Below are 23,636 nucleotides of genomic sequence, written 5' to 3'. Positions count from 1 at the left end.
GAATAATAATTGGTAAAAAATAGAAAATTAGAGTCTTTGTAAATTATTTTTTTTAAATTCGTAGTCATAATTAATAACAAAAATGTTGTTTTAAAATAAAGTTTTTTATTTTTGCCAACAAATTAAATTTAAAATTAAAGATTATGTCAGACATTGCATCAAGAGTAAAAGCGATTATCGTAGACAAATTAGGTGTTGACGAAAACGAAGTTGTAACAGAAGCAAGCTTCACTAACGATTTAGGAGCTGATTCATTAGACACTGTTGAGCTAATTATGGAGTTCGAAAAAGAATTTGATATTCAAATTCCAGACGATCAAGCTGAAAACATTGCTACTGTTGGTCAGGCTATTTCTTACATCGAAGAGGCTAAGAAATAATAACAAAAGCACCCTTTATGGGTGCTTTTAATTGTTTCGTTACAATCTTTTAAGTAGATTTGTAAAAACATTGATTGTATTACAATCATTAATATAAACAAGTGTAATACCCATTGTTTCTTTTAGTTACCATTAAAAGCGCTTTGGGTTTTTTTATAGAATATAAAAGTATAATTTATGCAATTAAGGCGTGTTGTAGTTACTGGTCTTGGAGCATTAACTCCTATAGGAAATAATCTTCAAGAATATTGGCAAAGTTTAATTAACGGAAAAAGTGGTGCTGCACCTATTACGTATTACGATACTGAAAAGCACAAAACAAAATTTGCATGCGAAATTAAAAACTTTTCTATTGAAGATTTTATCGACAGAAAAGAAGTGCGTAGGTTAGACAAATTTGCTCAATATGCTATTGTAGCGAGTGATGAAGCTATAAAAGACGCAGGTATTTCTTTAGAAAACGTAGATAAATATAGAGTAGGCGTAATTTGGGGCGCTGGAATAGGAGGTCTTCAAACCTTCCAAGATGAAGTAATGAATTATGCCGCTGGCGATGGAACACCGCGCTTTAATCCCTTTTTTATTCCAAAAATGATTGCCGATATTGCGCCTGGACATATTTCTATGCGAAACGGTTTTATGGGACCAAACTATACTACTGTTTCTGCTTGTGCTTCTTCAGCCAATGCTTTAGTAGATGCTTTCAACTACATTCGTTTAGGAATGTGCGATGTTATTGTGTCAGGTGGTTCAGAAGCTGCTGTTACCATTGCTGGTATGGGTGGTTTTAACTCTATGCAGGCTTTATCTACTCGAAATGAAAGTCCAGAAACAGCTTCTCGTCCGTTCGATGCCACACGCGACGGGTTTGTACTAGGCGAAGGCGCTGGCGCATTAGTATTAGAAGAGTATGAACACGCAAAAGCACGTGGTGCAAAAATATATTGTGAAGTTGGCGGTGGCGGATTATCGTCTGATGCTTACCACTTAACAGCCCCACACCCAGAAGGCATTGGTGTAATTGCAGTTATGGAAAATTGCTTGCGCGATGCTGGTATGAAACCCGAAGATGTTGACCACATTAACACACACGGAACATCAACTCCGCTTGGTGATGTGGCCGAGTTAAAAGCAATTAGTCATGTATTTGGAGAGCACGCTAAAAACATCAATATTAATTCAACCAAATCAATGACAGGGCATTTGCTAGGTGCGGCAGGTGCTATAGAAGCTATAGCCTCTATTTTAGCCATAAAAAATGGCATAATTCCACCTACAATTAACCATACAACTGTAGATGAAAATATTGACCCTTCATTAAACTTAACGTTAAATAAAGCGCAAAAACGCGAAGTTAACGTAGCAATGAGTAATACTTTTGGTTTTGGCGGACACAATGCTTGCGTATTGTTTAAAAAAATTGAAGAATAAAAAAAATGCTATGCGTCGTTTTTTTTCTAAAATAGCTAAAAATTCCCGTTCTGAAGAAGACGGGATTTTTTTTGAAAAACTAACCAAAATACTCGGATTTAAGCCTTCTAATTTAGAACACTACAAAAGAGCATTTACGCACCGATCAGCAAATAAAACCGATGAAGAAGGAAATCCGTTTAATTATGAAAGAATGGAATTTTTAGGCGATGCGATGTTAGGTAGTGTAATATCGGCTCATTTATTTAACAAAGTACCAAATGGCGATGAAGGCTATTTAACCAAAATGCGTTCTAAAATTGTAAGTAGAGAACATTTAAACGAACTAGGCCGCGATTTAAAGCTAATAGATTATGTAAAAAGCAACGTAAGCCCACAGCATTTTGGCGACAATATACATGGTAATCTTTTCGAAGCATTTATTGGCGCTATTTATCTAGATAAAGGGTTTAAGTATTGCGAGAAATTTATTCATAAAAAAGTAATTAAACCTTATGTTAACATTTCTCGTTTAGAAGGTAAAATTATTAGTTATAAAAGTTTAATTATAGAATGGTGCCAAAAAGAAAAAAAAACATTCAAATTTGATGTTTTTGAAGATTTGGGTATTGAAGAACAAAAATACTTCGGCGTTAAGCTATTTATTAATAACGAAATTGTAGCACGAGCACGAGCAACATCTAAGAAAAAAGCCGAAGAAAAAGCAGCACAAAGAGCCTTTTTTGCTTTACAAGAAAAAATTGAACTAAAATAAACTTCTCGCAATCGTTTTCGTTTGTTTTTTTAGTTAAATCTTATATAAACAGGCTTTTTTTTGCTTTTAGAAACACTATATTTACAACTTGTTTTTTAAGGTATGGCAATTCACAAACTTCATATTAACGATTTTATAAGTTCTGATTATGAACTTATTGCCATTAATTCTAATTGGGACGATTATAGACTAGCGTTTTTTTTGAATAAAACTTTAGACCTAAAATTATTCCGCGATTACGATATTGAATTGCAAACAACAAACGGAAAAAATTTATTTTCTCATTTTTATTTTGACGATTATAAGCACGATTTATCTTGGCATTTAATTAGCAACAAATCGGAAGCAGCCATTAAAAAACAAAACAATGGGTTATTTAGTTATCTAGAAACTGTTGGTTATTTTTTGCCCGAAATAAAAAATGCCGATTTTATTTTAAAAATAGAAAATACCGATTCGCATTTTAATTGCAATAAAACAATACAAGAAATAGAAAAAATACAAGGTGTAATTACACTTTTTAAAATAGAACAAACCAAACTAAAATCGAAAAACAACTTAATATTTTAAAAATGTTAACAAGTAAAAAAACTAAAATCGTAGCCACTTTAGGTCCAGCATGTAGCGAAAAACACATTATGAAAGCTATGATAGAAGCTGGCGTAAATGTTTTTAGAATTAACTTTTCGCACGCCGATTACGAAGACGTAAAATTACGCATACAAAATATTCGAGAGTTAAATGAGGAATTTGGCTTTACCACATCAATATTAGCCGATTTACAAGGTCCAAAATTGCGTGTAGGCGTAATGAAAGAAGATGTTGTAGTAAACAAAGGCGACATTATAACCTTTACAACCGCTAACGATGTTTTAGGAACTTCGGAACGTGTTTATATGAACTACAAAGAATTTCCAAAAGATGTAAAAGCAGGCGAAAAAATTTTACTAGACGACGGGAAACTTATTTTTGAAGTTGTAAAAACCGATAAAAAAACCGAAGTAGAAGCACGTGTTCTACAAGGTGGTCCGTTGCGTTCTAAAAAAGGAGTAAACTTGCCTAATACCAAAGTTTCTTTACCCGCATTAACCGAAAAAGATATTCGCGATGCCGTTTTTGCCATTGAAAGCGAAGTCGATTGGATTGCGCTTTCATTTGTACGCACGCCAAAAGATTTAGAAGATTTACAAGATTTAATTGCCAAACATTCGAACCATAAAATTCCAATTATTGCTAAAATTGAAAAACCCGAAGCAGTAGAAAATATCGATAAAATTGTTGCTTTTTGTGATGGTTTAATGGTAGCTCGTGGCGATTTAGGAGTAGAAATTCCAGCAGAAGAAGTTCCTTTAATTCAAAAAAAATTAATTCATCGTGCAAAAACAGCTCGTATTCCTGTAATTGTAGCTACGCAAATGATGGAAACCATGATAACGAGCCTAACGCCTACTCGTGCCGAAGTTAATGATGTAGCGAACTCGGTAATGGACGGCGCCGATGCGGTTATGCTTTCAGGCGAAACTTCTGTAGGTAATTATCCGGTACAAGTTATTGAAACCATGACTCGTATTATTGAAAGCGTAGAACATTCGCCTTTAATTAAAGTTCCTTTAAATCCGCCACACATTAGAACCAAGCGTTTTATTACCAAATCTATTTGTTACCACGCCGCTATTATGGCCGATGATATTGATGCTAAAGCAATTACCACTTTAACCAACTCGGGTTATACAGCTTTTCAAATATCGGCTTGGCGACCAAAATCGCATATTTTAGTATTTACATCGAATAAACGAATTTTAACACAGCTTAATTTACTTTGGGGTGTTCGGGCTTATTATTACAGCAAATTTGTGAGTACTGATGATACTGTTGACGATTTAAACCAAATTTGCAAAGACAGAGGCTATGTTACAAAAGGCGATATGGTTATTAACCTTGCGGCTATGCCAATTATGAAAAAAGGTATGGTAAATACACTTCGTGTATCTGAAATAGAATAATGTTTTATTCAAACTTAAACTGCAACTGAACCGAAACACTTTTTTGTTTTGGTTCAGTTTTTTGTTTGGTTTCATTGTTTAAATTATGTAGTGAAATACCTAACAAACGAACAGAGTTTTTTAAACGTTCTTGATACAACAACTCTTTTGCTACATCAATTATTAAACTCTTGTCTGATATATAATAGAGTAAGGTTTTGCTTCTTGTTTGAATAGAAAAATCGGAATACTTTAGTTTTAAAGTAATGGTTTTTCCTGCAATTTTATTTTTTCGCAATCGCTTTTCGAGTTCGTTTGCAATTGTTATTATTTTCGCTTCCAAAAAAACTTCTGACGTTAAGTTTTCGAAAAAAGTACGTTCGGCTCCTACCGATTTTATGGTTCGGTTTGGTTTAACTTGGCTGTTATGAATACCACGGCAAATGTTATAATAATATTTTCCGCTATTGCTAAAATGATGTTCTAAATAATCTATTGATTTTTGTTTTAAATCTAAACCTGTAAAAATACCTAATTGATACATTCTTTCGGCGGTTACTTTACCTATGCCATAAAATTTTCGAATATCCAATGTTTCTAAAAAACCTACAACCTCATCTGGATTTACCGTTTTTTGTCCGTTTGGCTTATTGTAATCGGAAGCAATTTTTGCTACAAATTTATTTACTGAAATTCCTGCCGAAGCTGTTAAACCTACTTCTTTAAAAATACGTTCTCTAATTTCTTTTGCTATTAACGTAGCACTTGCATTATTCTTTTTGTTTTCAGTAACATCAAGATACGCTTCATCAAGCGAAAGCGGCTCAACTAAATCGGTATAATCGTGAAATATTTTTCTAATTTTTTTAGAAATTTCTTTATAGCGATCAAATCGTGGTGTAACAAAAATTAAATCTGGACACAAACGCTTGGCTTGAATACCACTCATTGCGCTTCGCACACCAAATTTTCGTGCTTCGTAACTTGCTGCCGAAACTACGCCACGCGTTTCATTGCCGCCAACTGCTAGTGCTTTTCCTTTAAGTTCAGGGTTGTCCATTTGCTCTACAGAAGCGTAGAACGCATCCATATCGATATGAATAATTTTTCTTTTTTCTTCTTCTGAACTCATCTTACAAATTTACTTTATATTTGGTAAAAATTATTTTTAATGATTGAAATTGAACGTAAATTTTTAGTTACCAATACAACTTTCTTAACCCAATCGAATCGGTTTTATAGCATAAAACAAGGGTTTTTATCGTCTGTTCCCGAAAGAACGGTTCGCATACGAATTAAAGGAAACAAGGGGTTTTTAACCATAAAAGGGAAAAGCAGTGAAAGCGGAATGAGCCGATTTGAATGGGAAAAAGAAATTGCCGTAACAGATGCCGAGCAATTGTTGTTGCTTTGTGAAAAAGGAATAATTAGTAAAACTCGACACGAAATAAAAATAGGCAATCATCTTTTTGAAGTAGATGTTTTTGATGATGAAAATGAAGGTTTAATTCTTGCAGAAATTGAACTTTCATCGGAAAACGAAGTGTTTGAAAAGCCAAATTGGCTAGGAAAAGAAGTAACAAACGACATTCGATTTTACAACTCTAATTTAAGTAAAAATCCTTATAAAAATTGGGAAAAATGAAAAATTATTTAATCGTTATTTTGCTTGGAATGTGTTTTTCTTGTGTATCGATAAAAGTAGAAAACACAAAAAATGTTGCTAGCAAAGCGACAAAACCCGCAACAAAACACGAAACTTTTAGCTATAAAGATGGCGACACTACTTATGTTATGCAAAAATATTTTTTGGTTTTATTAAAAAAAGGAGCCAATAGAAATCAAAATAAAGAAGAAATAGCCGAAATACAAAAAAAGCACTTGGCGCATATTTCATGGCTAGCAAAGCAAGGCTATATTAGTGTTGCTGGCCCAAGTGAAAATCACGATGTAATTGCTGGTTTTTTGTTGTTTAATACCGAAACCCAACAACAAGCCGATAGTTTAGCAAAACTTGATCCTGCTGTAAAAGCAGGACGTCTCGAGGTTGAGTCATTACCTTGGTGGGCTGCTAAAGGAAGTGCTTTAAAATAAACATATTAAATTAACCATTACTCAAAATCGTCAATTCGAGTAAAATTCTTTTAGAATTTTATACTGAAAATCCAATCAATGAGCTAAGTTATAAACTATTGCTCATAAAGGATTTCTAGTTTAACCTGTAATATGCCTCTTTTTTTATTTTGGGCAATTTCCATAAAAACCTTTTTGGTTAAGTCTATTTCTCTTCCTTTTATAAACGGACCTCTATCGGTTATGGTTACTAAAGCCGATTGATTATTTACTAAATTAGTAACCAAAACTTTTGTACCAAAAGGAAGTGTTTTATGTGCAGCTGTGTATTCGGAGTTATTAAATACTTTTCCGCTTGCGGTTTTTCTTCCGTTAAATTTATCGTGATAATACGATGCGTGAACCGAATCTTTATAAAGTTTATACAGGTTTCCTATAGAATCTATTCGCAATGAATCAATTACAATAGAATCGTTTACAGTTTTATTATAAAAATGTCTGTTTTTGCTATTTGGCGTTGTAAAACTATAACAAAAAAACAGTACAATAACTAAAATTGTACTGTATGTTATAATTGTATTTTTCATTTTACTAAATTAAGCAAACCAAAGTTTCCACGGAATTCTTGAAAGAATTAACAAAAGACCTAACGAGTAAAAAATGGCAATTTTCTTAAATTTTCCATTACTACTTTCTTCTCTTTTATGCTTAGACCAACCAATAGTTATTAATACAATAGCAATTACATTAATTAACGGATGTTCTAACGATGTTAATCGAAGAGCCGCATCGCCCATTTGTCCGAATGATTTTAATCCTAAAGGCGAAATAAAATAAAGCAACAAACCTAATAGTAATTGCAAATGTGTAACTATTAGCGCAAAAAGCGAAATGCGCAAATCTTTATCTTTAAAAACTCTTTTGCTAGTTAAACCCGTAATAGCATTTATTGCTGCTAGTACTAGAAGTGTTAGCACAATGTAAGCAAAAATAGAATGTGCTGTTTGAATAGCTGTGTACATATTGTTTATTGATTAGTGGTTTTAACAAAGATACTAAAAACTTTATTTTAAAAATTGAGCTAATAAAAATTGTGTTGAAGCATCGTGTTTTTTTATTGTACCCGATTCTAATTCGTTTAAAATAGAATTAGCCAATTGCTTTCCTAGTTCTACTCCCCATTGGTCATAACTAAAAATATTCCAAATAACACCTTGAACAAATATTTTATGCTCGTACATAGCAATAAGCGAACCCAACGTTTTAGGCGTTAACGATTCTACTAAAATAGTAGTTGTAGGTTTATTGCCTTGAAAAACTTTAAATGGCAATAACTTTTCGGCTTTATCTTTAGCTATATTTTGCTTTACAAACTCTTCCATTACCTGTTCTTCAGTTTTACCCATTAACAATGCTTCAGTTTGTGCAAAAAAGTTTGACATTAATTTAGTATGATGCTCATCATTACCGTATAACGATTTTTTAAATCCAATAAAATCAGTAGGAATTAACTTTGTTCCTTGATGAATTAATTGAAAAAACGCATGTTGCGAATTAGTACCTGGTTCGCCCCAAATTATGGTTCCTGTTTGATAATTACAAATGTTTCCATCTCTCGCTACATATTTACCATTACTTTCCATAATACCTTGTTGCAAGTAAGGAACAAATTTTTGCAAATATTGCGAATACGGAATAATAGCTTCGGTTTCGGCACCATAAAAGTTATTGTACCAAACGCTTAAAAGTGCCAAAATAACAGGAATATTATTTGAAAAATCGGCTGTTTTAAAATGTTCATCCATTTCATTAGCACCTGCTAATAACGCTTCAAAATTTGTGTAACCCACCGCTAAAGCAATAGAAAGTCCAACAGCACTCCATAATGAAAAACGACCACCAACCCAATCCCACATAGGGAAGACATTTTCGGAAGCAATTCCAAATTCGGCTACTTTTTCTAAATTGGTAGAAACTGCTACAAAATGTTTGGCAATATCAGTCGGTTTAGTTTCAAATTCTTTAGATAAAAACCATTTGCGAATTGTTTCGGCATTGGTTAACGTTTCTTGTGTTGTAAACGTTTTTGAAACAACTACAAAAAGTGTGGTTTCGGGGTTTACTCTTTTTATAATTTCTTGCACATGATCGCCATCTATGTTCGACACAAAATGTACATTTAAATGGTTACGATAATATTGCAACGAATCGACTACCATTGCTGGTCCTAAATCGGAACCGCCAATACCAATGTTTACAATATCGGTAAATTTTTTGCCAGAATAACCTAGCATTTTCCCTGAAATAACAGCCTCTGAAAATGCTTTTATTTTTGCTTTTACTTCGATTATTTGTGGCATTACATTTACACCATCAATTTTAATTTCGGTATTTTCGTTTGCTCGCAATGCAGTATGCAAAACAGCTCTACCTTCGGTTTCATTTATTTTTTCGCCATTAAAATATGATGCTATAGCTTCTTTTAATGCTACTTCGTTTGCTAATTCTAAAAGTAGATTTTGTGTTTTATTGGTAATTTTATTTTTAGAGTAATCTACTAAAAAGTTATTCCATTTTATTGAAAATTTTTCGGCTCTACTAGCATCGTCTGCAAATAAATCTTGCATTTTTACGGTCATCATTTCCGCTATAAAATGCTCGCGAAGTTGCAACCAAGCATTTGTTCCTGATGGATTAATTTTATTCAATGGCATTGTTTTTAAGTTTTAATTGAATAATACTGTCTAATTCTGTTTTAAAAGGTTTAATATATTGTAAATACCTATCTCTTTCTTTTTTATCTAAAGGTTCTGCATTTGGTAGTTTAAGTCGTAAAGGATCTACTTGAACGCCGTTTTTCCAAAAACGATAACACACATGCGGACCTGTTGCTAAACCTGTACTACCTACTTTACCGATAGTTTGTCCTTGCGAAACGTGTTGTCCTTTCTTTACCAATATTTTAGACATATGAAGATATTGTGTAGAATAGGTGGCATTATGTCGTATTTTAACATAATTTCCATTTCCAGAAGTATAACCCGCACGTTCTACAACGCCCGATGCTGTTGCTTTAATTGGTGTACCTGTTGGCGCTGCATAATCAGTTCCGTTGTGTGCTTTCCAGCGTTTTTGTACAGGATGAAAACGCCTACCTGAAAAACGAGAAGATATTCTAAAATAATCTAAAGGTGCTTTTAAAAACATTGCCTTTAATGCTTTTCCGTTTTCGTCGTAATATTGCGGTTTTTGATTTTCGCTTGCTTGATAAGGAAACGCATAAAAATCTTTCCCTTTATGTTGAAAATAAGTTGATTCTACTCGTTCTACACCTGCATAAATAGAATCTTCTATATATTTTTCGTAAATAGTAACTGCAAATTTATCGTCTTTTTGAATTTTAAAAAAGTCGATAGTGTATTTATATACTTCTGCCAGTTTAGGTGCTAAAGACGCACCTACACCTGCATTGTCTAAAGAAGCTGAAAGTGAGCCTTCAATTTTTCCAGCAACCGTTCTTTTTTTAATGGTTGTAGGTCTTTGTTTATTAGTAACTATTACAGAATCTCTTAAATCGATTACGGTATAATGAATTTTATCTTGCACATATACAAAGGCTTCAAGATTTTGTGGCCTTTCTTTGTTTAAAAACAAAAAATAGGGTTTGCCTGCTTTTATGCCTCTTAAATTAAAAGAATCTTTAACTTTTTCGGTAAGTTGATGAATTGTGATACTATCTGGAAATGAATATTGTTCCAATATTGTTCCAAAGGTATCGCCCGATTTAATGGTGTCTTTTACTACCTTAAAATTATTAAACGTAAAACCAAAATCTTTAACAATTGGTTCTTCTATTTGAACTTTTTTTGATGATTTATTTTGTTTTTTATGATCGTCTTTACAAGCTACAAAAAATAAAATGGCGGCTAATACAATAACTATTTTTTTCAACGGTTTGGCTTTTATACATTAAACATTTTCTCCCCAAGTATCTAATTCTTCTTGTGTCCATAATTCTGGAAAAAATATTCTTCTTTGGTATTTGGGTAGCATATATTTTTTCCAATCGCTTCCGCCTGTTGCCTCGCCTGTACCAGTTTTGTCGCTTTCAATATATTTTTTAGCGGCATAGTAATGCCCCATAACCCAAGTTATATTTACGGTTTTGTCGTAATGGCGCATAGCATTAATAAGCGTTCGATTTTGTTGGTCTTGAAGTGGCAGTTGTTTAAATTTTTGCCAAATATTTATGGTGTTGTATTCTTCCATAAATTCTAGAAAGTTTTTTTTATATTTTCGTTCAAACTCTAAAATTAAATACGATTTTTTTCCTGTTTGGTAATCTTTTCCTGCAGCTTGCCAATACAAATGTTCAAAAGCGTGCGAATAAGGTGTGTTTCTATCTATTGTTGCTCGGAAACGATAATCTATTAAATTAATTAAATCGGTTGATGCGAATTCTATTAATCGATATTGTGCACTTTGAAAACCACTAGCTGGTGTTAACGTATGGCGAAATTTTAAATATTGTTCGGGTTCCATACCATCCATCATTATCGTAAATGATGTGGTTAACATATCGAAATAGCGACTAATTCTTCCTAATTTCTCGGTAAAATATTCGGTTGTTGGTTTTTCGGTATGGCACAATTGGTTTATTTCCCACAAAATCATTTTAAACAGCAACTCGTTTACTTGATGGTACATAATAAATACCATTTCATCGGGCAAAGTAGTGCGCTGTATTTGTAAATTTAGCAAAGCATCTGTTTGAATATAATCCCAATATGTTATAGGCTTAGACCATAGCAATCCTTCGAGATGCGTTTTGGTGTTTTGGTCTATTTTATTAAATTTTTGTTCTAATTGCGCTATTTCATTTTGATACTTTGTTTCTTCCATTATTTTACTTTAATTTTAAATGAATGCTTTAGTCCTTTAAATTCTTCTAAATCTGCCTTTAAAGAACCTACGGCTAAACTAGCCTTAATTCTAACAGGAATTCTATTGTCGTCGTCTGAAATCCAAACAGTTAAGCTTTCTTGTTCTTTAAAAACTCTACCTGCCTGAACATACGGACGAAACACCATACAAGGAATTGTACCAAATTTAGTATTTATATCTTCTTTTCCTATAAATTTTAACTTAAACTTAAAGGTTTCGTCATCGAAAAACATATCAATTGCTACCGATTCACCAGGTTTTAATTTTTCAATACCTGGATAGTTTCTTAAATAGTAAAAACTTGATACTATATCTTGAACATTCTCGGGAACAGAAAATGTTTTTTGTGTATTTTTTTTATAATCTTTAACCAAAACAGTGTTATTGTCTTGGTTAAAAAAGCCTTCTTGATTTTTAGTATAACCCCCTTCGTTTATTTTTCTAAGAAATTGATACGGTTTTCCTGTTTCTTTATCGAAAATGCTTTGGTAGTGGTCTTCAACTTTAAAAAATAATTTGGTCATACCTACAGTCCAGCCTTTACCTACAACGTAGTGTGCTTTTTTATTATTTCTTGTGGTTTCTTTTATTTCTAAAGTAGCATAACCTGCATTAACCAAACCATAATGAATGCGAAGTTTAAACCATTCTCCTGTTGTAAAAGCACTGTCTTGCTTTACAAAAGAATTTGTAGTAATAAAAATGATAAAAAGTGCTGCTATTTTTTTCATAATTTTATGTCTTTATAGACAAAAAATACAATTTTCGTTCCAAAGTTACTTAAACAAAAAAACTCAGCCAAAAATACTGACCGAGTTTTTCTGTTATTAACCAACCAAAACTATAAATTATGAAAATTACAAAAAATTAAATACTGCTATTTTCTTTTTTGTGAGTGCAAATCTACAGCAAACATTAAAAATAATTCAATGAAAAGTAAATTTTAACTATTTTAACACAACAAATACTTTTTTTATTGGTTTTTTTTTAATAATTTATAAAAAGAATTCTATTTTATAGCGTTCCTCTCAATTCTTGTTCTCTTTCAATTGATTCAAACAAGGCTTTGAAATTACCTGCGCCAAAACCTTTTGCTCCCATTCGTTGAATAATTTCAAAGAAAAGTGTAGGGCGATCTTCTACCGGTTTGGTAAATATTTGTAACAAATAACCTTCTTCATCGGCATCAATCATAATACCGAGTTTTTGCAATTCATTAATGTCTTCTTTAAATTTAGACATATGATCTTTTAATCGTTCAGGAATGGCATCATAGTAGGCTTGTGGCGGTGTGCTTAAAAATTCTACCCCACGTGCGCGCATTTTAGACACTGTAGTAATGATATCATCGGTTGCTACAGCAATGTGTTGTACGCCTTCGTCTTCGTAAAAATCTAAATATTCTTCAATTTGCGAACGTTTTTTACCGTTAGCTGGCTCGTTAATCGGGAATTTAATTCTACCATTGCCATTACTCATTACTTTACTCATTAACGCCGAGTATTCTGTAGTAATTTGTTTGTCGTCAAACGATAAAAAGTTCACAAATCCCATTACATCTTCAAACCATTTTACGGCTTCGTTCATACGGTTCCAGCCAGTATTACCAACCATATGGTCTATATATTTTAAACCAACAGTTTCTGGATTATAGTCTGATTTCCATTCTTGATATCCCGGTAAAAAGACACCGTTGTAGTTTTTGCGTTCAACAAAAATAAATACGGTTTCGCCATACGCACCATAAATACCGGCACGTACCACTTCGCCGTTTTCATCTTTTTCAACAACAGGTTCAAAGTAGGGTTTTGCGCCACGTTTTGTAGTTTCGGCAAACGAATGACGCGCGTCTTCCACCCAGAGTGCAATTACTTTTACCCCATCGCCGTGCTTTTTAACGTGTTCGCCAACTGGTGAATTACTATTTAGTGCAGTTGTTAAAACTAAGCGAATTTTATCTTGTTTTAACACATACGATGCTTTGTCTTTTACGCCTGTTTCTAAACCAGCATAAGCCAACGATTGAAAACCAAAAGCGGTTTTGTAAAAATGGGCTGCTTGCTTGGCATTGCCTACATAAAACTCGACATAATCGGTTCCTAAAAGCGGAAGAAAATCTTGTGCGCCTTCAAATATTTTTTCTAGTCCGTATTCTACTGATTTTATTTCTTTCATAATAATTTGATATTTTGGTAATTAGCGAATATGCGAATTGTTTTTCGACGTGCTAATTATTTTATTTAACATTTTAATTATTCCGTTTAATTTATTTAATAATGTTTCTGCAGAAGGATATCCTTCAAGGTTTTCGCATAAAAAACAACCAATATTCTGTTTCATCTGCTTCTTTAAGTGCTATTTTTAATTTATGTATAAAATCAGCTTTACTTTCTGCGTTTTGAGCTTTTTTTGAATTAGCACCAATGATGTACCGCTTCTAATTAATTGTCTTGCAATAGCAAATTTTTTATTTGATTCGAGTAGTTCTGAATATTTTACAACTAAAATTGAAAATTCAAAAGTTTCTTTCAAAAGAATATTTTCTTTATATTTTTCACTATTTGTAAATTTCATAAGACAATTCTCTAAATCAATTAAATCATTCGCTAATTCGGCACATTTATTCAAGCCACGACTGATAATATTTTCCATCTGCAATTTTCATTGCTTCTTCTGTAACCATTAAAGGTTTAAACGTATCAACCATTACCGCCAGTTCCAAAGTTTCTTTTTTTCCGATACTTCTTTCAGCCGCTCCTGGGTGTGGGCCGTGTGGAATACCTGCTGGGTGTAATGAAATATGCCCTGCTTCGATATCGTTTCGGCTCATAAAATCGCCATCAACATAATACAATACTTCATCAGCATCAATATTACTATGATTATATGGCGCTGGTATAGATAGTGGATGATAATCGTAAAGTCTTGGTACAAATGAACAAATTACAAACGCATCGGTTTCGAAAGTTTGATGTATAGGTGGTGGTAAATGAATTCTTCCTGTTATGGGTTCAAAATCGTGAATGGAAAACGCATACGGATAATTATAACCGTCGTAGCCAACCACATCAAATGGGTGCGATGCGTAAATTAAATCGAAAATTTCGTCTTTCTTTTTAATTTTGATTAAAAAATCGCCTTTTTCGTCGTGCGTTTCTAACACTTCTGGGCGGCGAATATCGCGTTCGCAAAATGGCGAATGTTCTAACAATTGCCCAAACCAGTTACGGTATTGTTTGGGCGTATATACAGGGCGATGCGATTCTACAATAAACAAGCGATTTTCTTCGGTATCAAAATCGATTTTGTATATCATTCCTCGAGGAATTACTAAATAATCGCCATATTTGAAATCCAGATTACCAAGCATTGTTCTCAATTTTCCAGAACCTTTGTGTACAAAAATTACTTCATCAGAATCGGTATTTTTATAAAAATACTCGGTGGTTGATTTACGTGGTGCTGCTAAAACAATATGGCAATCGGTATTGGTTAATACAATTTTGCGACTTTCTAAAAAATCGTCGCATGGTGGCACTTCAAAACCTCGTAAACGATAGGATTGAATATTGTTTGCATTGGCTATTTTAGGCGCTACCGAATATTGATTGGCAATTTCTTTTACCATTGTAGGGCGGTAATTGTGGTACATATTGGTTGACATACCATCAAAACCTACCGTACCAAAAAGTTGCTCATAATATAAATCGCCGTTTTCTTTTCGGAATTGAATGTGTCTTTTGTGGGGAATTTTTCCTAATTTATGATATATTGGCATTTCTTTTTAGTTTAAAAGTTAAAAGTTAAAAGTTAAAAGTTGATGATGCTTTTATCTTTTCTATTAATCTAAAAGATAGTCGTCTCATTCAGGATTTCTCTTAATGAGGAATTTAAGATGGGACATTAAACCGTTGAAATATGGTTTCATACGCACAAATATCGGAATTTTTTTGGATAATTAAAATTTATAACCAACACTTATCCATGTAAAATGATTGTGTGTTTCGGGCGACCAAGAGTGTTTTATTTCTACTGGACCAATTATTGTTTCTAAACCATAGCCAATTGCATAGCCAGAATGCGATGGTTTTGTTAGCCAATTTTCGACTTGTTCGAAAATTTTATTTCCTACAATAGCGTAATTTGCAGTAACGTTTATGTGATGTTTTTTATATAATGTAGCGTCTGCTGTAAATGTTGTTTTTACATAACTATCGCCTAGTATGCTAATAAAATCATATCCGAAAAATGGGGTAAGATTATTTACAGGCATATAACCATAGCCTCCTAGAGCAAAATCGAAAAAATTTACTGTGTTTTCACCCACATGAAAACCTCCTTCGGTTTGTAATTTTAGCGTATAGTTTTCAAAAAATGTTTGCACTATTCCTGCATCGGCTTTTAAATATGAAAATTGTTCGAAATTAGTATAACCTGTTGCGTATAAAAATGTTTTTAATTCGCCATTAAAATACCATCCTTTCTTAGGAAAATATTGTTTGTCGAACGAGTCGAATTTCATATAACCAAACAAAGAAGTATAAGTGCTGTTTTCGAAAGTTGACAAGGAAGAATCTAGTGTGTTTGACGTAATTTTTAAAAATTTGTGTTCTGCTCCTAATCCAAACGAATATTTTTGTGCAAATAACGTTTGAAAATAAATTTGATTTGACAAGTCTGCATAATCGATATTTATAGAATTAACACTGTAGCTTCTTAAAATATCGCCGTTATTAAAATCGCTTGGGATATTTTTATTAAACTTTGCATATTTTGAATTGACTCCAAAACTCCAATAAAAACCGTTGTCTATATAATAATTTAAATTGTATCGAATATTATCGCCTGCAATAAAATCGAAAGAAAACACATCGTTATTCGCAATAAATTTTTTCTTCGTAAAATTAAGCAAAACACCGCTTTTGTATAAATTATCGTAATGCACACCTAATCGTAAAAACATATTGCTTTTGCGCTCTTTTAAATCTAAAATAATATTTTCTGTACCGTTGTCTAATTTTTCAAAAAAGTAGGTTATAGAATAGAAGTTTTGCGATGCGTTTAAATTATTTATTCCTTTTTCAAACCTATCGAAACTTATTTTACTATATGGCTTAAATTTTAATTGTCCTATTATATAAGCTCTTGTGTAATTTTTAAGCGGATTTATAATAATTTGATTAACCACAATAGAATCTGTTTCCTTTTTTTTAGGTTTCTTGTTGTAATTTTTAGTGCTTAATTGTTGTAGTTTTTTTAATTGTTTTAAAGCCGCTATTTCACCTGTTGGAATAATTTCATTTCCTTTTTCAAATGAAATAACATTGTAATTTGTTATGTTCGGTTTTATATAAATATCGGTAAGTTTTCTTTTCTTTTCCATTTTTTCAATCATAGAAAGGTTAGAAACTTGCGTTAACAATTCTGATGCCGCTTGTAGTTCTTTTCGAGTTTTTAAACTATCTTGAACATCTACACCTATAATTATTTCGGCACCTAGTTTACGCAAATGTTCAACAGGATAATTGTTTACAACGCCGCCATCTACTAAAAGTTTTCCATTTATTTCTACAGGGTTAAAAACAGATGGAATAGCACTACTTGCAATTTGCGATTGTGGCAAACTTCCTTTATCTAAAATAACTTCTTTACCTGTTTCTATATCGGTAGCTACACAAAAGAAAGGCGTGGGTAGTTTTAAAAAATCCTTTTCGTTACAAACCGATTTTGTTAATTTAGAAAGCAAGTTATAATTGTAAAGTCCTTTTGAAAAAGCCGAAGGTAATCCTATTTTAAAATCATTAAACGGAAGTGTTAACACATACATTTCGTCGTTTCTTTTTTCGTAAAAGCTTTTAGAATCTCGAGGAACAAAATCTTGAATTAATGCTTCTGTATCTACATGCCGAAAAATAGAATCGAGCTGTTTACCCGTATAGCCCACCGCATACAACCCACCAATTATAGAACCCATACTAGTACCGCCTATATAATCGATTTTAATACCTAAAGAATCTATAACTTTTAAAACACCAATATGCGCCAAGCCTTTAGCGCCTCCACCACTTAGTACTAAACCTATTTTTGGCTTACTTATTTCGCTTTTAATTTCTTGCCCATAGCTAATATTTACTATACAAAATACGCTAATAAACAAGATTATTGATTTCATTTAGAGTTGGATTGAATGCTTTTGTAAAATTCGGAAATTTTTTTGGCTTTTGAAAGCCCTACAACCGAAGAAATTTCTTTTTCCGAAGCTAGCTGCAATCTTTTAACACTTTTAAAATGTTTTAAAAGCGTAATCATGGTTTTTTCGCCAATGCCCGGAATGGTTTCTAACGACGTTTGTAATGCCGATTTACTGCGCTTATCGCGATGATGTGTAATACCAAAACGATGGGCTTCATTACGTAAATGTTGGATTATTTTTAAAGTTTCCGATTTTTTATCGAGATACAACGGAATAGGATCATCTGGATAAAACAATTCTTCTAAACGTTTAGCAATACCAATAATGGCTATTTTTCCTCGTAAACCTAAATCGTCTAAACTTTTTAATGCCGATGATAATTGTCCTTTTCCGCCATCAATAATTATTAATTGTGGTAACGATTGTTTTTCTTCTAGCAAACGCTTGTAGCGACGATATACTACTTCTTCCATTGAAGCAAAATCATTCGGCCCTTCTACTGTTTTTATATTGAAATGGCGATAGTCTTTTTTACTAGGTTTCCCATCTTTAAACACTACACACGCCGCAACTGGATTTGTTCCTTGAATATTTGAGTTGTCAAAACATTCTATATGTCGTGGTTCTACCGAAAGGCGCAAGTCTTTTTTCATTTGTGCCATAATTCGTTTAGTATGTCTTTCGGGATCTACAATTTTAATCTGCTTTAATTGATCTAAACGATAATGTTTCGCATTGCGAAGAGACAAATCTAAAATTTGTTTTTTATCGCCAAGTTTCGGAACCGTAATTTTTATGTTTTCGCCCAAATCTACTTCAAAAGGCACTACAATTTCTCTTGAATTCAAATGAAAGCGTTCTCGAAGTTCTACAATTGCTAATTCTAAAAGTTCGGCATCGGTTTCTTCTAGTTTTTTCTTTATTTCTAAAGTATGCGAGCGCACAATTGCGCCATAAGAAATTTGTAAAAAATTTACATACGCCATCGTTTCATCGGAAACTATTGAAAAAACATCTAAGTTTGTAATTTTAGGATTAAGAATTGTTGATTTTGCTTGATAGTTTTCTAAAACCTCTATTTTTTCTTTAATTTTTTGCGCTTCTTCAAACTTCATTTCTATCGCCAAATCTTGCATCAATTGTTTAAAATCTTTCAAACTTTCTTTGAAATTTCCTTTTAAAATTTCACGTACGGCTTGAATTTGGTTTTGATAATTTTCTAAGGTTTGATGTCCTTCACACGGCCCTTTACAATTGCCAATATGATATTCTAAACAAACTTTATATTTCCCCGAATCGATGTTGGTTTTAGACAAATCATAATTACATGTTCGTAACGGATATAACTCTTTAATTAAATCGAGAAGTGTGTGAACTGTTTTTCCGCTAGTATAAGGACCAAAATACTCTGAACCATCTTTTATCATTCTTCTGGTTTGAAAAATTCGAGAAAATGGTTCATTTTTAATACAAATCCACGGATAACTTTTATCGTCTTTCAACAATACATTATAGCGTGGTTGTAGCTTTTTTATCAGATTATTCTCTAAAAGTAGCGCATCGGTTTCTGTAGGAACAACAATGTGCTTTATAGAAACTATTTTTTTTACTAAAACCTTTGTTTTATAATTATCATGACTCTTTGTAAAGTATGATTGTACTCGCTTTTTTAAATTTTTAGCCTTTCCTACATATAAAATTTTTCCATCTTTATCGTAATACTGATAAACTCCAGGGCTATCGGGTAAGGTTTGTATTTGAAGTTCGAGTGGCGATTGCATTTTAAAAGATAAAACAACAAAGATAAAAGATTTGTTATTTTATTTGTCAATTTTTATACATTTGGTACGATGAAGACTAATAAAACACTAACTCTTTTTGGCGAAACAATTTTAGCAGGCGAAAGCAAAACTATTTCTATGGAAATAGCCAAGCTTCATACCATGAACAAACTAAATGTTCCTATTATTGTAGAACGCGCAAAACTAGATGGACCTACTGTTTTGTTTTCGGCAGGGTTGCACGGCGATGAAATAAACGGAACCGAAACCGTGCGCCAAATTATTACCAAAAAAATAAATAAACCCAAACGAGGTACTATTATTTGTATTCCTGTTTTAAATGTTTTTGGATTTATTAATCAAATGCGCGAATTTCCAGATAAACGCGATTTAAACCGAGTGTTCCCAGGCAGTAAAACAGGTTCGCTTGCTAGCCGATTCGCCTATTATATTGTGCAAGAAATAATTCCGAATATTGATTATGCTATCGATTTTCATGCTGGCGGCGCACAACGGTTTAATGCTTCTCAAATTAGAATTGAACAAGGAAATACCGAGTTAAAAAAATTAGCCGCTATTTTTAACGCACCATTTACTTTGTATTCTAAAAATATTCAAGGTTCATTTAGAAGCACTTGCGATAAAATGAATGTAAAAATGCTATTGTTTGAAGGTGGAAAATCGTTAGATTTAAACGACGAAATTACCAAACAAGCTTTAGACGGAACGAAACGATTTTTAGCACACTTAAATATGCTAAACCCGAAAAAAACACAAACTAAACCCGAAAAAGAGACCCTTTTTATTGAAAAATCGAATTGGATAAGAGCAAACGCATCGGGTATGTTTCACTTAAAAGTTGAAGCCGGAAAATTTGTTGAAAAAGGCACGCTTTTAGCCGTAATTTCAGATCCGTATGGAAAAGTAGAACGTGCTGTAAAATCGCCAAATAGCGGCTACCTCATCAATGTAAACCATGCGCCTTTCGTATATCAGGGTGATGCCATTTTTCATATTTCTACGCAATTACAAAGCTAACAATTATCATATTTTCAGACTTTTGTTATACCGTATCTTTACCAAAATTAAAATGGTATGCAATTTTGGAAAAAACTATCGCCCGAACAACGCAAAAATAGAATAAACAATGCGCTACAACAAAATGTAAATTTCTCTAAAGATGCGTCTTTGGGTTATCCTGCTTCAAAATTAGACGGAAAAGTTTTTTATGATGATGCGCCATTTTTAAAAGATGCACCTACACTTCAAACCTATGTTGCCAATCCAAATAACATTGGTTGTCACACTTTTGGAACTTCAGAAAAAGCATTCATTGGAACACAAGATATTGAAAGAGAAGCGCTTAATATTATTGCAGTTGATATTTTTAATGCTAAAGAAAATGAATTTGACGGTTACATTGCCCCTGGTGGAACAGAAGCAAATATTCAAGCGCTTTGGGTGTTCCGTAATTATTTCTTTAACGAATACAATGCAAAACTTGACGAAATTGCCATTTTAGCATCAGAAGATACCCATTATTCAATACCTAAAGGTTCTAATTTATTACAAATCGATTGGTTAAAAGTTCCTGTAGAATTTGAATCCCGTGAAATTCAGAAAGACAAATTGGAACAAATTATTTCTGATGCACAAAAAAATGGCAAAAAATATTTCATGGCAGTTGCCAATATGGGAACTACAATGTTTGGTTCCGTAGATAATCCTAATGTTTATACCGATACATTAGAAAAATACAACGCTAGTTATAAATTACACATAGATGGCGCTTATGGTGGGTTTGTGTATCCATTTAGTAATAAAATGTCGGTAATAAATTTCAGTAACCCAAAAATTAGTTCGATTACTATTGATGCGCATAAAATGCTTCAAGCTCCTTATGGAACCGGAATTTTTATTTGCCGAAAAGGATTAATTGAAAATGTATTAACCAAAGAAGCCGAATATGTAGAAGGAATGGATTTAACACTTTGCGGAAGCCGTTCTGGTGCAAATGCTGTTGCCATTTGGATGATTTTGTTTACCTACGGACCCTATGGTTGGTATGAAAAAATTAGCATTTTACAAATGCGCACACATTTTCTTTGCAGCGAATTAGACAAATTAGGAATAAAATATTTTCGCGAACCTTATATGAATATTGTTACTATTCATTCTGAAAACATTCCGGAAACTATAGCAGAAAAGTATGATTTAGTACCACAACAACATAATGAACATAACAGATGGTATAAAATTGTATTAATGGATCACGTAGAAATTGAACATTTAACTACTTTTATTGACGAATTGAAAGCGTCTATTAATGGATAAGAAAGTATTAAGACAGAAGTACAAAGTATTAAGACAAAATTTATCACCGCTAGAAATTGAAGAAAAAAGTTTGGCAATTGCTAATCGATTACTTCAACTAAACATATGGGATAAAACCTATTTTCATCTTTTTTTGCCAATAGTGGAACAAAAAGAAGTTGACACCGAATTTATTCTACAAATTTTAACCGGAAAAGATAAAGAAATTGTGGTTTCGAAAAGTGATTTTACAACTCGTGAAATGATTCATTTTCTACTAACCGATAATACAAAATTTGTAAAAAACGAATACAATATTCCTGAACCTGTAAATGGTTTACCGGTTCCATTAGAAATGATTGATGTAGTTTTTGTACCGCTTTTAGCATATGACAAAAGTGGAAATCGCGTAGGTTACGGAAAAGGTTTTTATGACACCTTTCTAAGCAAATGCAAGCCCGAAACGATTAAAATTGGATTATCGTTCTTTCCTCCAGAAGAAAAAATTAATGATGTTTCAGAAAGTGATGTGAAATTGGATTTTTGTGTGACGTGTGAAGCTATTTTTTCTTTTGAAAACAAATATTAATTTTCTATTTTACCGTTTAAATAAATTACATTGAATATAGGGTCTGTATTTGCTTCAATAACTATTGACTCACTGATTATTTTTTTGTTTTCTGTTTTTGGCGATAATATTACAGTCAATTCACTTGAGCAGTTTGATTCTATTATTGAATCTTTTAATTTAACAAAAGTACAACCACAACTGCTTTCAATATTAATAATTTTTAAAGTGTTTGAAGAAATGTTTTTGAAAGGTATCTTTTTTATTAAAGTATCTCCAAATTTAACAAAACCAATATTTTGTGATTTTTCAATTTCAATTTTAGAAATACAAGAATTATTGACACAAGAATTCAAAAAAAATAAAAATAATAGGTAAATAAACTTATTTAGCATCTTTAATTATGTTGTGTATATTATTATAGGTTTCAAATTTAGTGTCGTTTAATGATCCAAAATATGTTACTAATCCATTTTTATTTATAACAACATAATTTGGAACTGAATTAAAATTTAACTTCTCAAATAAACTAATGTCATGATAATAGTTTTTAAATTTAAATCCTTTTAAAAATTGTAAACTTTTTTCCTTCTCGGAATAATCTTCATAAATGTTAATAGAAAAAAACGCAATTTCTTTATCATTTTTATATTGAGCTTCTAACTTTTCAAACTTAGGAAATGACTCTATACAATACTCACAATGTGTAGTCCATAAGTCAAGAACCAATACTTTATTAGCTGGTAATTTTATTGGTTTTTTGTTAAAATCTTCAAAAACAATATCAGGAAAATCTACATTTACATAACCTTGAGAATCAACTTTATCTAAATAATAGTTATTAAGATTGTCAAAATTAAATGATAAAACAATAAAAATTAGAATATAACTTAAAAAAAAATATTTTTTCCTTTTGTGAACTAAAATTGCAAAAACAGATGATACCACACATATCAAATCAATCAATAACCCTCTGTATCCATCTACATCATAAAGTATTGAATGAATCAAAAGAAACAAGCCAAGAATTGGGTATATAAATATTAAACCCCACCCTATTTTTTTATAAGGATTTATGTTTAAAAGATATATACAGAATATAAAGTTTACTAATCCTATAAAAATAAATTGAAACTTTACGCCTATTAAACCAGTAAATACGTTTAATAGAAACAAAATTAATGTTAGTGCTAAAAAAATTATTTGTTGTTTCATAG

Annotated in this window: 25 protein-coding genes; 10 read left to right on the top strand and 15 right to left on the bottom strand. The window is 32.1% G+C overall.

Features of this window, described 5'->3' with window-relative positions; all coding sequences use genetic code 11:
• The first annotated feature begins 143 nt into the window (after nucleotides 1–143).
• The 5 genes from R2808_RS02240 to pyk all read left to right on the top strand — a co-directional run bounded on the left by R2808_RS02240 (nucleotide 144) and on the right by pyk (nucleotide 4,568).
• Nucleotides 144–380: an acyl carrier protein gene (locus R2808_RS02240; protein WP_007137004.1), complete on the top strand. Its 237-nt coding sequence runs from the start codon at nucleotides 144–146 to the stop codon at nucleotides 378–380.
• A 177-nt stretch (nucleotides 381–557) separates the two neighbouring features.
• Nucleotides 558–1,811, top strand: a complete 1,254-nt coding sequence (gene fabF / locus R2808_RS02235) for a beta-ketoacyl-ACP synthase II (RefSeq protein WP_371269307.1) — start codon at nucleotides 558–560, stop codon at nucleotides 1,809–1,811.
• Between the two features lie 10 nt (nucleotides 1,812–1,821).
• Nucleotides 1,822–2,565 carry a ribonuclease III gene (gene rnc, locus R2808_RS02230; RefSeq protein WP_371269378.1) on the top strand — a complete coding sequence of 248 codons (744 nt, stop codon included), beginning with the start codon at nucleotides 1,822–1,824 and terminating at the stop codon, nucleotides 2,563–2,565.
• A gap of 102 nt (nucleotides 2,566–2,667) precedes the next feature.
• Nucleotides 2,668–3,135: an IPExxxVDY family protein gene (locus R2808_RS02225; RefSeq protein WP_371269306.1), complete on the top strand. Its 468-nt coding sequence runs from the start codon at nucleotides 2,668–2,670 to the stop codon at nucleotides 3,133–3,135.
• A gap of 2 nt (nucleotides 3,136–3,137) precedes the next feature.
• Nucleotides 3,138–4,568 (top strand): pyruvate kinase, encoded by a 1,431-nt coding sequence (pyk, locus tag R2808_RS02220; protein ID WP_371269305.1) that lies wholly within the window; start codon nucleotides 3,138–3,140, stop codon nucleotides 4,566–4,568.
• Nucleotides 4,569–4,572: 4 nt separating this feature from the next.
• Here the strand turns inward: pyk and dinB are convergent, their stop codons facing one another.
• The gene (gene dinB, locus R2808_RS02215) at nucleotides 4,573–5,679 is read right to left on the bottom strand and encodes a DNA polymerase IV (RefSeq protein ID WP_371269304.1); all 1,107 of its coding nucleotides are present in this window, start codon (nucleotides 5,677–5,679) and stop codon (nucleotides 4,573–4,575) included.
• A 39-nt stretch (nucleotides 5,680–5,718) separates the two neighbouring features.
• On the opposite strand from dinB, the gene R2808_RS02210 reads away from it, so the two are divergent.
• Both R2808_RS02210 and R2808_RS02205 read left to right on the top strand, forming a co-directional pair.
• Nucleotides 5,719–6,192, top strand: a complete 474-nt coding sequence (locus R2808_RS02210) for a CYTH domain-containing protein (protein ID WP_371269303.1) — start codon at nucleotides 5,719–5,721, stop codon at nucleotides 6,190–6,192.
• Entirely contained in the window at nucleotides 6,189–6,641 is a 453-nt protein-coding gene (locus R2808_RS02205) for a YciI family protein (RefSeq protein ID WP_371269302.1), read from the top strand. The genes R2808_RS02210 and R2808_RS02205 overlap by 4 nt, the downstream gene beginning before the upstream one ends.
• 95 nt (nucleotides 6,642–6,736) lie before the next feature.
• On the opposite strand, the gene R2808_RS02200 is transcribed toward R2808_RS02205, so the two are convergent.
• From R2808_RS02200 to uvrC, 12 genes are all read right to left on the bottom strand, one after another.
• Nucleotides 6,737–7,207 carry a septal ring lytic transglycosylase RlpA family protein gene (locus R2808_RS02200; RefSeq protein WP_371269301.1) on the bottom strand — a complete coding sequence of 157 codons (471 nt, stop codon included), beginning with the start codon at nucleotides 7,205–7,207 and terminating at the stop codon, nucleotides 6,737–6,739.
• Nucleotides 7,208–7,216: 9 nt separating this feature from the next.
• Nucleotides 7,217–7,642 (bottom strand): hypothetical protein, encoded by a 426-nt coding sequence (locus R2808_RS02195; RefSeq protein ID WP_371269300.1) that lies wholly within the window; start codon nucleotides 7,640–7,642, stop codon nucleotides 7,217–7,219.
• A gap of 42 nt (nucleotides 7,643–7,684) precedes the next feature.
• Nucleotides 7,685–9,334, bottom strand: coding sequence for a glucose-6-phosphate isomerase (pgi, locus tag R2808_RS02190; protein ID WP_371269299.1), 1,650 nt, complete (start codon nucleotides 9,332–9,334; stop codon nucleotides 7,685–7,687).
• The gene (locus R2808_RS02185; protein ID WP_371269298.1) at nucleotides 9,321–10,571 is read right to left on the bottom strand and encodes a peptidoglycan DD-metalloendopeptidase family protein; all 1,251 of its coding nucleotides are present in this window, start codon (nucleotides 10,569–10,571) and stop codon (nucleotides 9,321–9,323) included. Before R2808_RS02185 ends, pgi begins: the two co-directional genes overlap by 14 nt.
• A gap of 18 nt (nucleotides 10,572–10,589) precedes the next feature.
• Complete coding sequence (locus tag R2808_RS02180) at nucleotides 10,590–11,522, bottom strand: tryptophan 2,3-dioxygenase family protein (RefSeq protein WP_371269296.1); 933 nt, start codon at nucleotides 11,520–11,522, stop codon at nucleotides 10,590–10,592.
• Nucleotides 11,522–12,295, bottom strand: coding sequence for a DUF3108 domain-containing protein (locus R2808_RS02175; RefSeq protein WP_371269295.1), 774 nt, complete (start codon nucleotides 12,293–12,295; stop codon nucleotides 11,522–11,524). The genes R2808_RS02180 and R2808_RS02175 overlap by 1 nt, the downstream gene beginning before the upstream one ends.
• Before the next feature lie 283 nt (nucleotides 12,296–12,578).
• A complete protein-coding gene (gene hppD, locus R2808_RS02170; RefSeq protein ID WP_371269377.1) occupies nucleotides 12,579–13,742 on the bottom strand; it encodes a 4-hydroxyphenylpyruvate dioxygenase in 1,164 nt (387 codons plus the stop codon).
• An 18-nt stretch (nucleotides 13,743–13,760) separates the two neighbouring features.
• Nucleotides 13,761–13,904: a hypothetical protein gene (locus R2808_RS02165; protein ID WP_371269294.1), complete on the bottom strand. Its 144-nt coding sequence runs from the start codon at nucleotides 13,902–13,904 to the stop codon at nucleotides 13,761–13,763.
• Nucleotides 13,864–13,989 carry a four helix bundle protein gene (locus R2808_RS02160; protein WP_371269376.1) on the bottom strand — a complete coding sequence of 42 codons (126 nt, stop codon included), beginning with the start codon at nucleotides 13,987–13,989 and terminating at the stop codon, nucleotides 13,864–13,866. Before R2808_RS02160 ends, R2808_RS02165 begins: the two co-directional genes overlap by 41 nt.
• Nucleotides 13,990–14,184: 195 nt before the next feature.
• Complete coding sequence (locus tag R2808_RS02155; protein WP_371269293.1) at nucleotides 14,185–15,342, bottom strand: homogentisate 1,2-dioxygenase; 1,158 nt, start codon at nucleotides 15,340–15,342, stop codon at nucleotides 14,185–14,187.
• A 180-nt stretch (nucleotides 15,343–15,522) separates the two neighbouring features.
• Nucleotides 15,523–17,736 (bottom strand): patatin-like phospholipase family protein, encoded by a 2,214-nt coding sequence (locus tag R2808_RS02150; RefSeq protein ID WP_371269292.1) that lies wholly within the window; start codon nucleotides 17,734–17,736, stop codon nucleotides 15,523–15,525.
• Nucleotides 17,733–19,538: an excinuclease ABC subunit UvrC gene (gene uvrC, locus R2808_RS02145; protein WP_371269291.1), complete on the bottom strand. Its 1,806-nt coding sequence runs from the start codon at nucleotides 19,536–19,538 to the stop codon at nucleotides 17,733–17,735. The genes R2808_RS02150 and uvrC overlap by 4 nt, the downstream gene beginning before the upstream one ends.
• 69 nt (nucleotides 19,539–19,607) lie before the next feature.
• Here uvrC and R2808_RS02140 point away from each other — a divergent pair, with 69 nt between their 5' ends.
• Genes R2808_RS02140 through R2808_RS02130 form a run of 3 tightly spaced genes read left to right on the top strand, consistent with a single transcriptional unit; the run spans nucleotide 19,608 to nucleotide 22,440 of the window.
• Nucleotides 19,608–20,576 (top strand): succinylglutamate desuccinylase/aspartoacylase family protein, encoded by a 969-nt coding sequence (locus tag R2808_RS02140; protein WP_371269290.1) that lies wholly within the window; start codon nucleotides 19,608–19,610, stop codon nucleotides 20,574–20,576.
• A 57-nt stretch (nucleotides 20,577–20,633) separates the two neighbouring features.
• Complete coding sequence (locus tag R2808_RS02135; protein WP_371269289.1) at nucleotides 20,634–21,872, top strand: pyridoxal-dependent decarboxylase; 1,239 nt, start codon at nucleotides 20,634–20,636, stop codon at nucleotides 21,870–21,872.
• Complete coding sequence (locus R2808_RS02130) at nucleotides 21,865–22,440, top strand: 5-formyltetrahydrofolate cyclo-ligase (RefSeq protein ID WP_371269288.1); 576 nt, start codon at nucleotides 21,865–21,867, stop codon at nucleotides 22,438–22,440. Before R2808_RS02135 ends, R2808_RS02130 begins: the two co-directional genes overlap by 8 nt.
• Here the strand turns inward: R2808_RS02130 and R2808_RS02125 are convergent.
• Entirely contained in the window at nucleotides 22,437–22,814 is a 378-nt protein-coding gene (locus R2808_RS02125; RefSeq protein ID WP_371269287.1) for a DUF1573 domain-containing protein, read from the bottom strand. The genes R2808_RS02130 and R2808_RS02125 overlap by 4 nt on opposite strands.
• Nucleotides 22,804–23,634 carry a TlpA family protein disulfide reductase gene (locus tag R2808_RS02120; RefSeq protein WP_371269286.1) on the bottom strand — a complete coding sequence of 277 codons (831 nt, stop codon included), beginning with the start codon at nucleotides 23,632–23,634 and terminating at the stop codon, nucleotides 22,804–22,806. Before R2808_RS02120 ends, R2808_RS02125 begins: the two co-directional genes overlap by 11 nt.
• Nucleotides 23,635–23,636 lie beyond the last annotated feature (2 nt).

The sequence above is a fragment of the Flavobacterium sp. genome (assembly GCF_041392005.1).
Classification (GTDB): Bacteria; Bacteroidota; Bacteroidia; order Flavobacteriales; family Flavobacteriaceae; genus Flavobacterium.
The sequence above is the reverse complement of the archived record's forward strand: the minus strand, read 5'-3'. Positions and strand labels throughout refer to the sequence as shown.

What these genes read in the sequence shown, in the direction of transcription:
- R2808_RS02165 (WP_371269294.1), bottom strand. Translation starts at nt 13,904, where the DNA reads ATGAAACAGAATATTGGTTGTTTTTTATGCGAAAACCTTGAAGGATAT.
- R2808_RS02175 (WP_371269295.1), bottom strand. Translation starts at nt 12,295, where the DNA reads ATGAAAAAAATAGCAGCACTTTTTATCATTTTTATTACTACAAATTCT.
- pgi (WP_371269299.1), bottom strand. Translation starts at nt 9,334, where the DNA reads ATGCCATTGAATAAAATTAATCCATCAGGAACAAATGCTTGGTTGCAA.
- R2808_RS02155 (WP_371269293.1), bottom strand. Translation starts at nt 15,342, where the DNA reads ATGCCAATATATCATAAATTAGGAAAAATTCCCCACAAAAGACACATT.
- R2808_RS02120 (WP_371269286.1), bottom strand. Translation starts at nt 23,634, where the DNA reads ATGAAACAACAAATAATTTTTTTAGCACTAACATTAATTTTGTTTCTA.
- R2808_RS02180 (WP_371269296.1), bottom strand. Translation starts at nt 11,522, where the DNA reads ATGGAAGAAACAAAGTATCAAAATGAAATAGCGCAATTAGAACAAAAA.
- R2808_RS02200 (WP_371269301.1), bottom strand. Translation starts at nt 7,207, where the DNA reads ATGAAAAATACAATTATAACATACAGTACAATTTTAGTTATTGTACTG.
- fabF (WP_371269307.1), top strand. Translation starts at nt 558, where the DNA reads ATGCAATTAAGGCGTGTTGTAGTTACTGGTCTTGGAGCATTAACTCCT.
- R2808_RS02225 (WP_371269306.1), top strand. Translation starts at nt 2,668, where the DNA reads ATGGCAATTCACAAACTTCATATTAACGATTTTATAAGTTCTGATTAT.
- R2808_RS02125 (WP_371269287.1), bottom strand. Translation starts at nt 22,814, where the DNA reads ATGCTAAATAAGTTTATTTACCTATTATTTTTATTTTTTTTGAATTCT.
- R2808_RS02140 (WP_371269290.1), top strand. Translation starts at nt 19,608, where the DNA reads ATGAAGACTAATAAAACACTAACTCTTTTTGGCGAAACAATTTTAGCA.
- R2808_RS02195 (WP_371269300.1), bottom strand. Translation starts at nt 7,642, where the DNA reads ATGTACACAGCTATTCAAACAGCACATTCTATTTTTGCTTACATTGTG.
- R2808_RS02135 (WP_371269289.1), top strand. Translation starts at nt 20,634, where the DNA reads ATGCAATTTTGGAAAAAACTATCGCCCGAACAACGCAAAAATAGAATA.
- R2808_RS02130 (WP_371269288.1), top strand. Translation starts at nt 21,865, where the DNA reads ATGGATAAGAAAGTATTAAGACAGAAGTACAAAGTATTAAGACAAAAT.
- R2808_RS02205 (WP_371269302.1), top strand. Translation starts at nt 6,189, where the DNA reads ATGAAAAATTATTTAATCGTTATTTTGCTTGGAATGTGTTTTTCTTGT.
- uvrC (WP_371269291.1), bottom strand. Translation starts at nt 19,538, where the DNA reads ATGCAATCGCCACTCGAACTTCAAATACAAACCTTACCCGATAGCCCT.
- R2808_RS02210 (WP_371269303.1), top strand. Translation starts at nt 5,719, where the DNA reads ATGATTGAAATTGAACGTAAATTTTTAGTTACCAATACAACTTTCTTA.
- R2808_RS02240 (WP_007137004.1), top strand. Translation starts at nt 144, where the DNA reads ATGTCAGACATTGCATCAAGAGTAAAAGCGATTATCGTAGACAAATTA.
- rnc (WP_371269378.1), top strand. Translation starts at nt 1,822, where the DNA reads ATGCGTCGTTTTTTTTCTAAAATAGCTAAAAATTCCCGTTCTGAAGAA.
- dinB (WP_371269304.1), bottom strand. Translation starts at nt 5,679, where the DNA reads ATGAGTTCAGAAGAAGAAAAAAGAAAAATTATTCATATCGATATGGAT.
- R2808_RS02150 (WP_371269292.1), bottom strand. Translation starts at nt 17,736, where the DNA reads ATGAAATCAATAATCTTGTTTATTAGCGTATTTTGTATAGTAAATATT.
- pyk (WP_371269305.1), top strand. Translation starts at nt 3,138, where the DNA reads ATGTTAACAAGTAAAAAAACTAAAATCGTAGCCACTTTAGGTCCAGCA.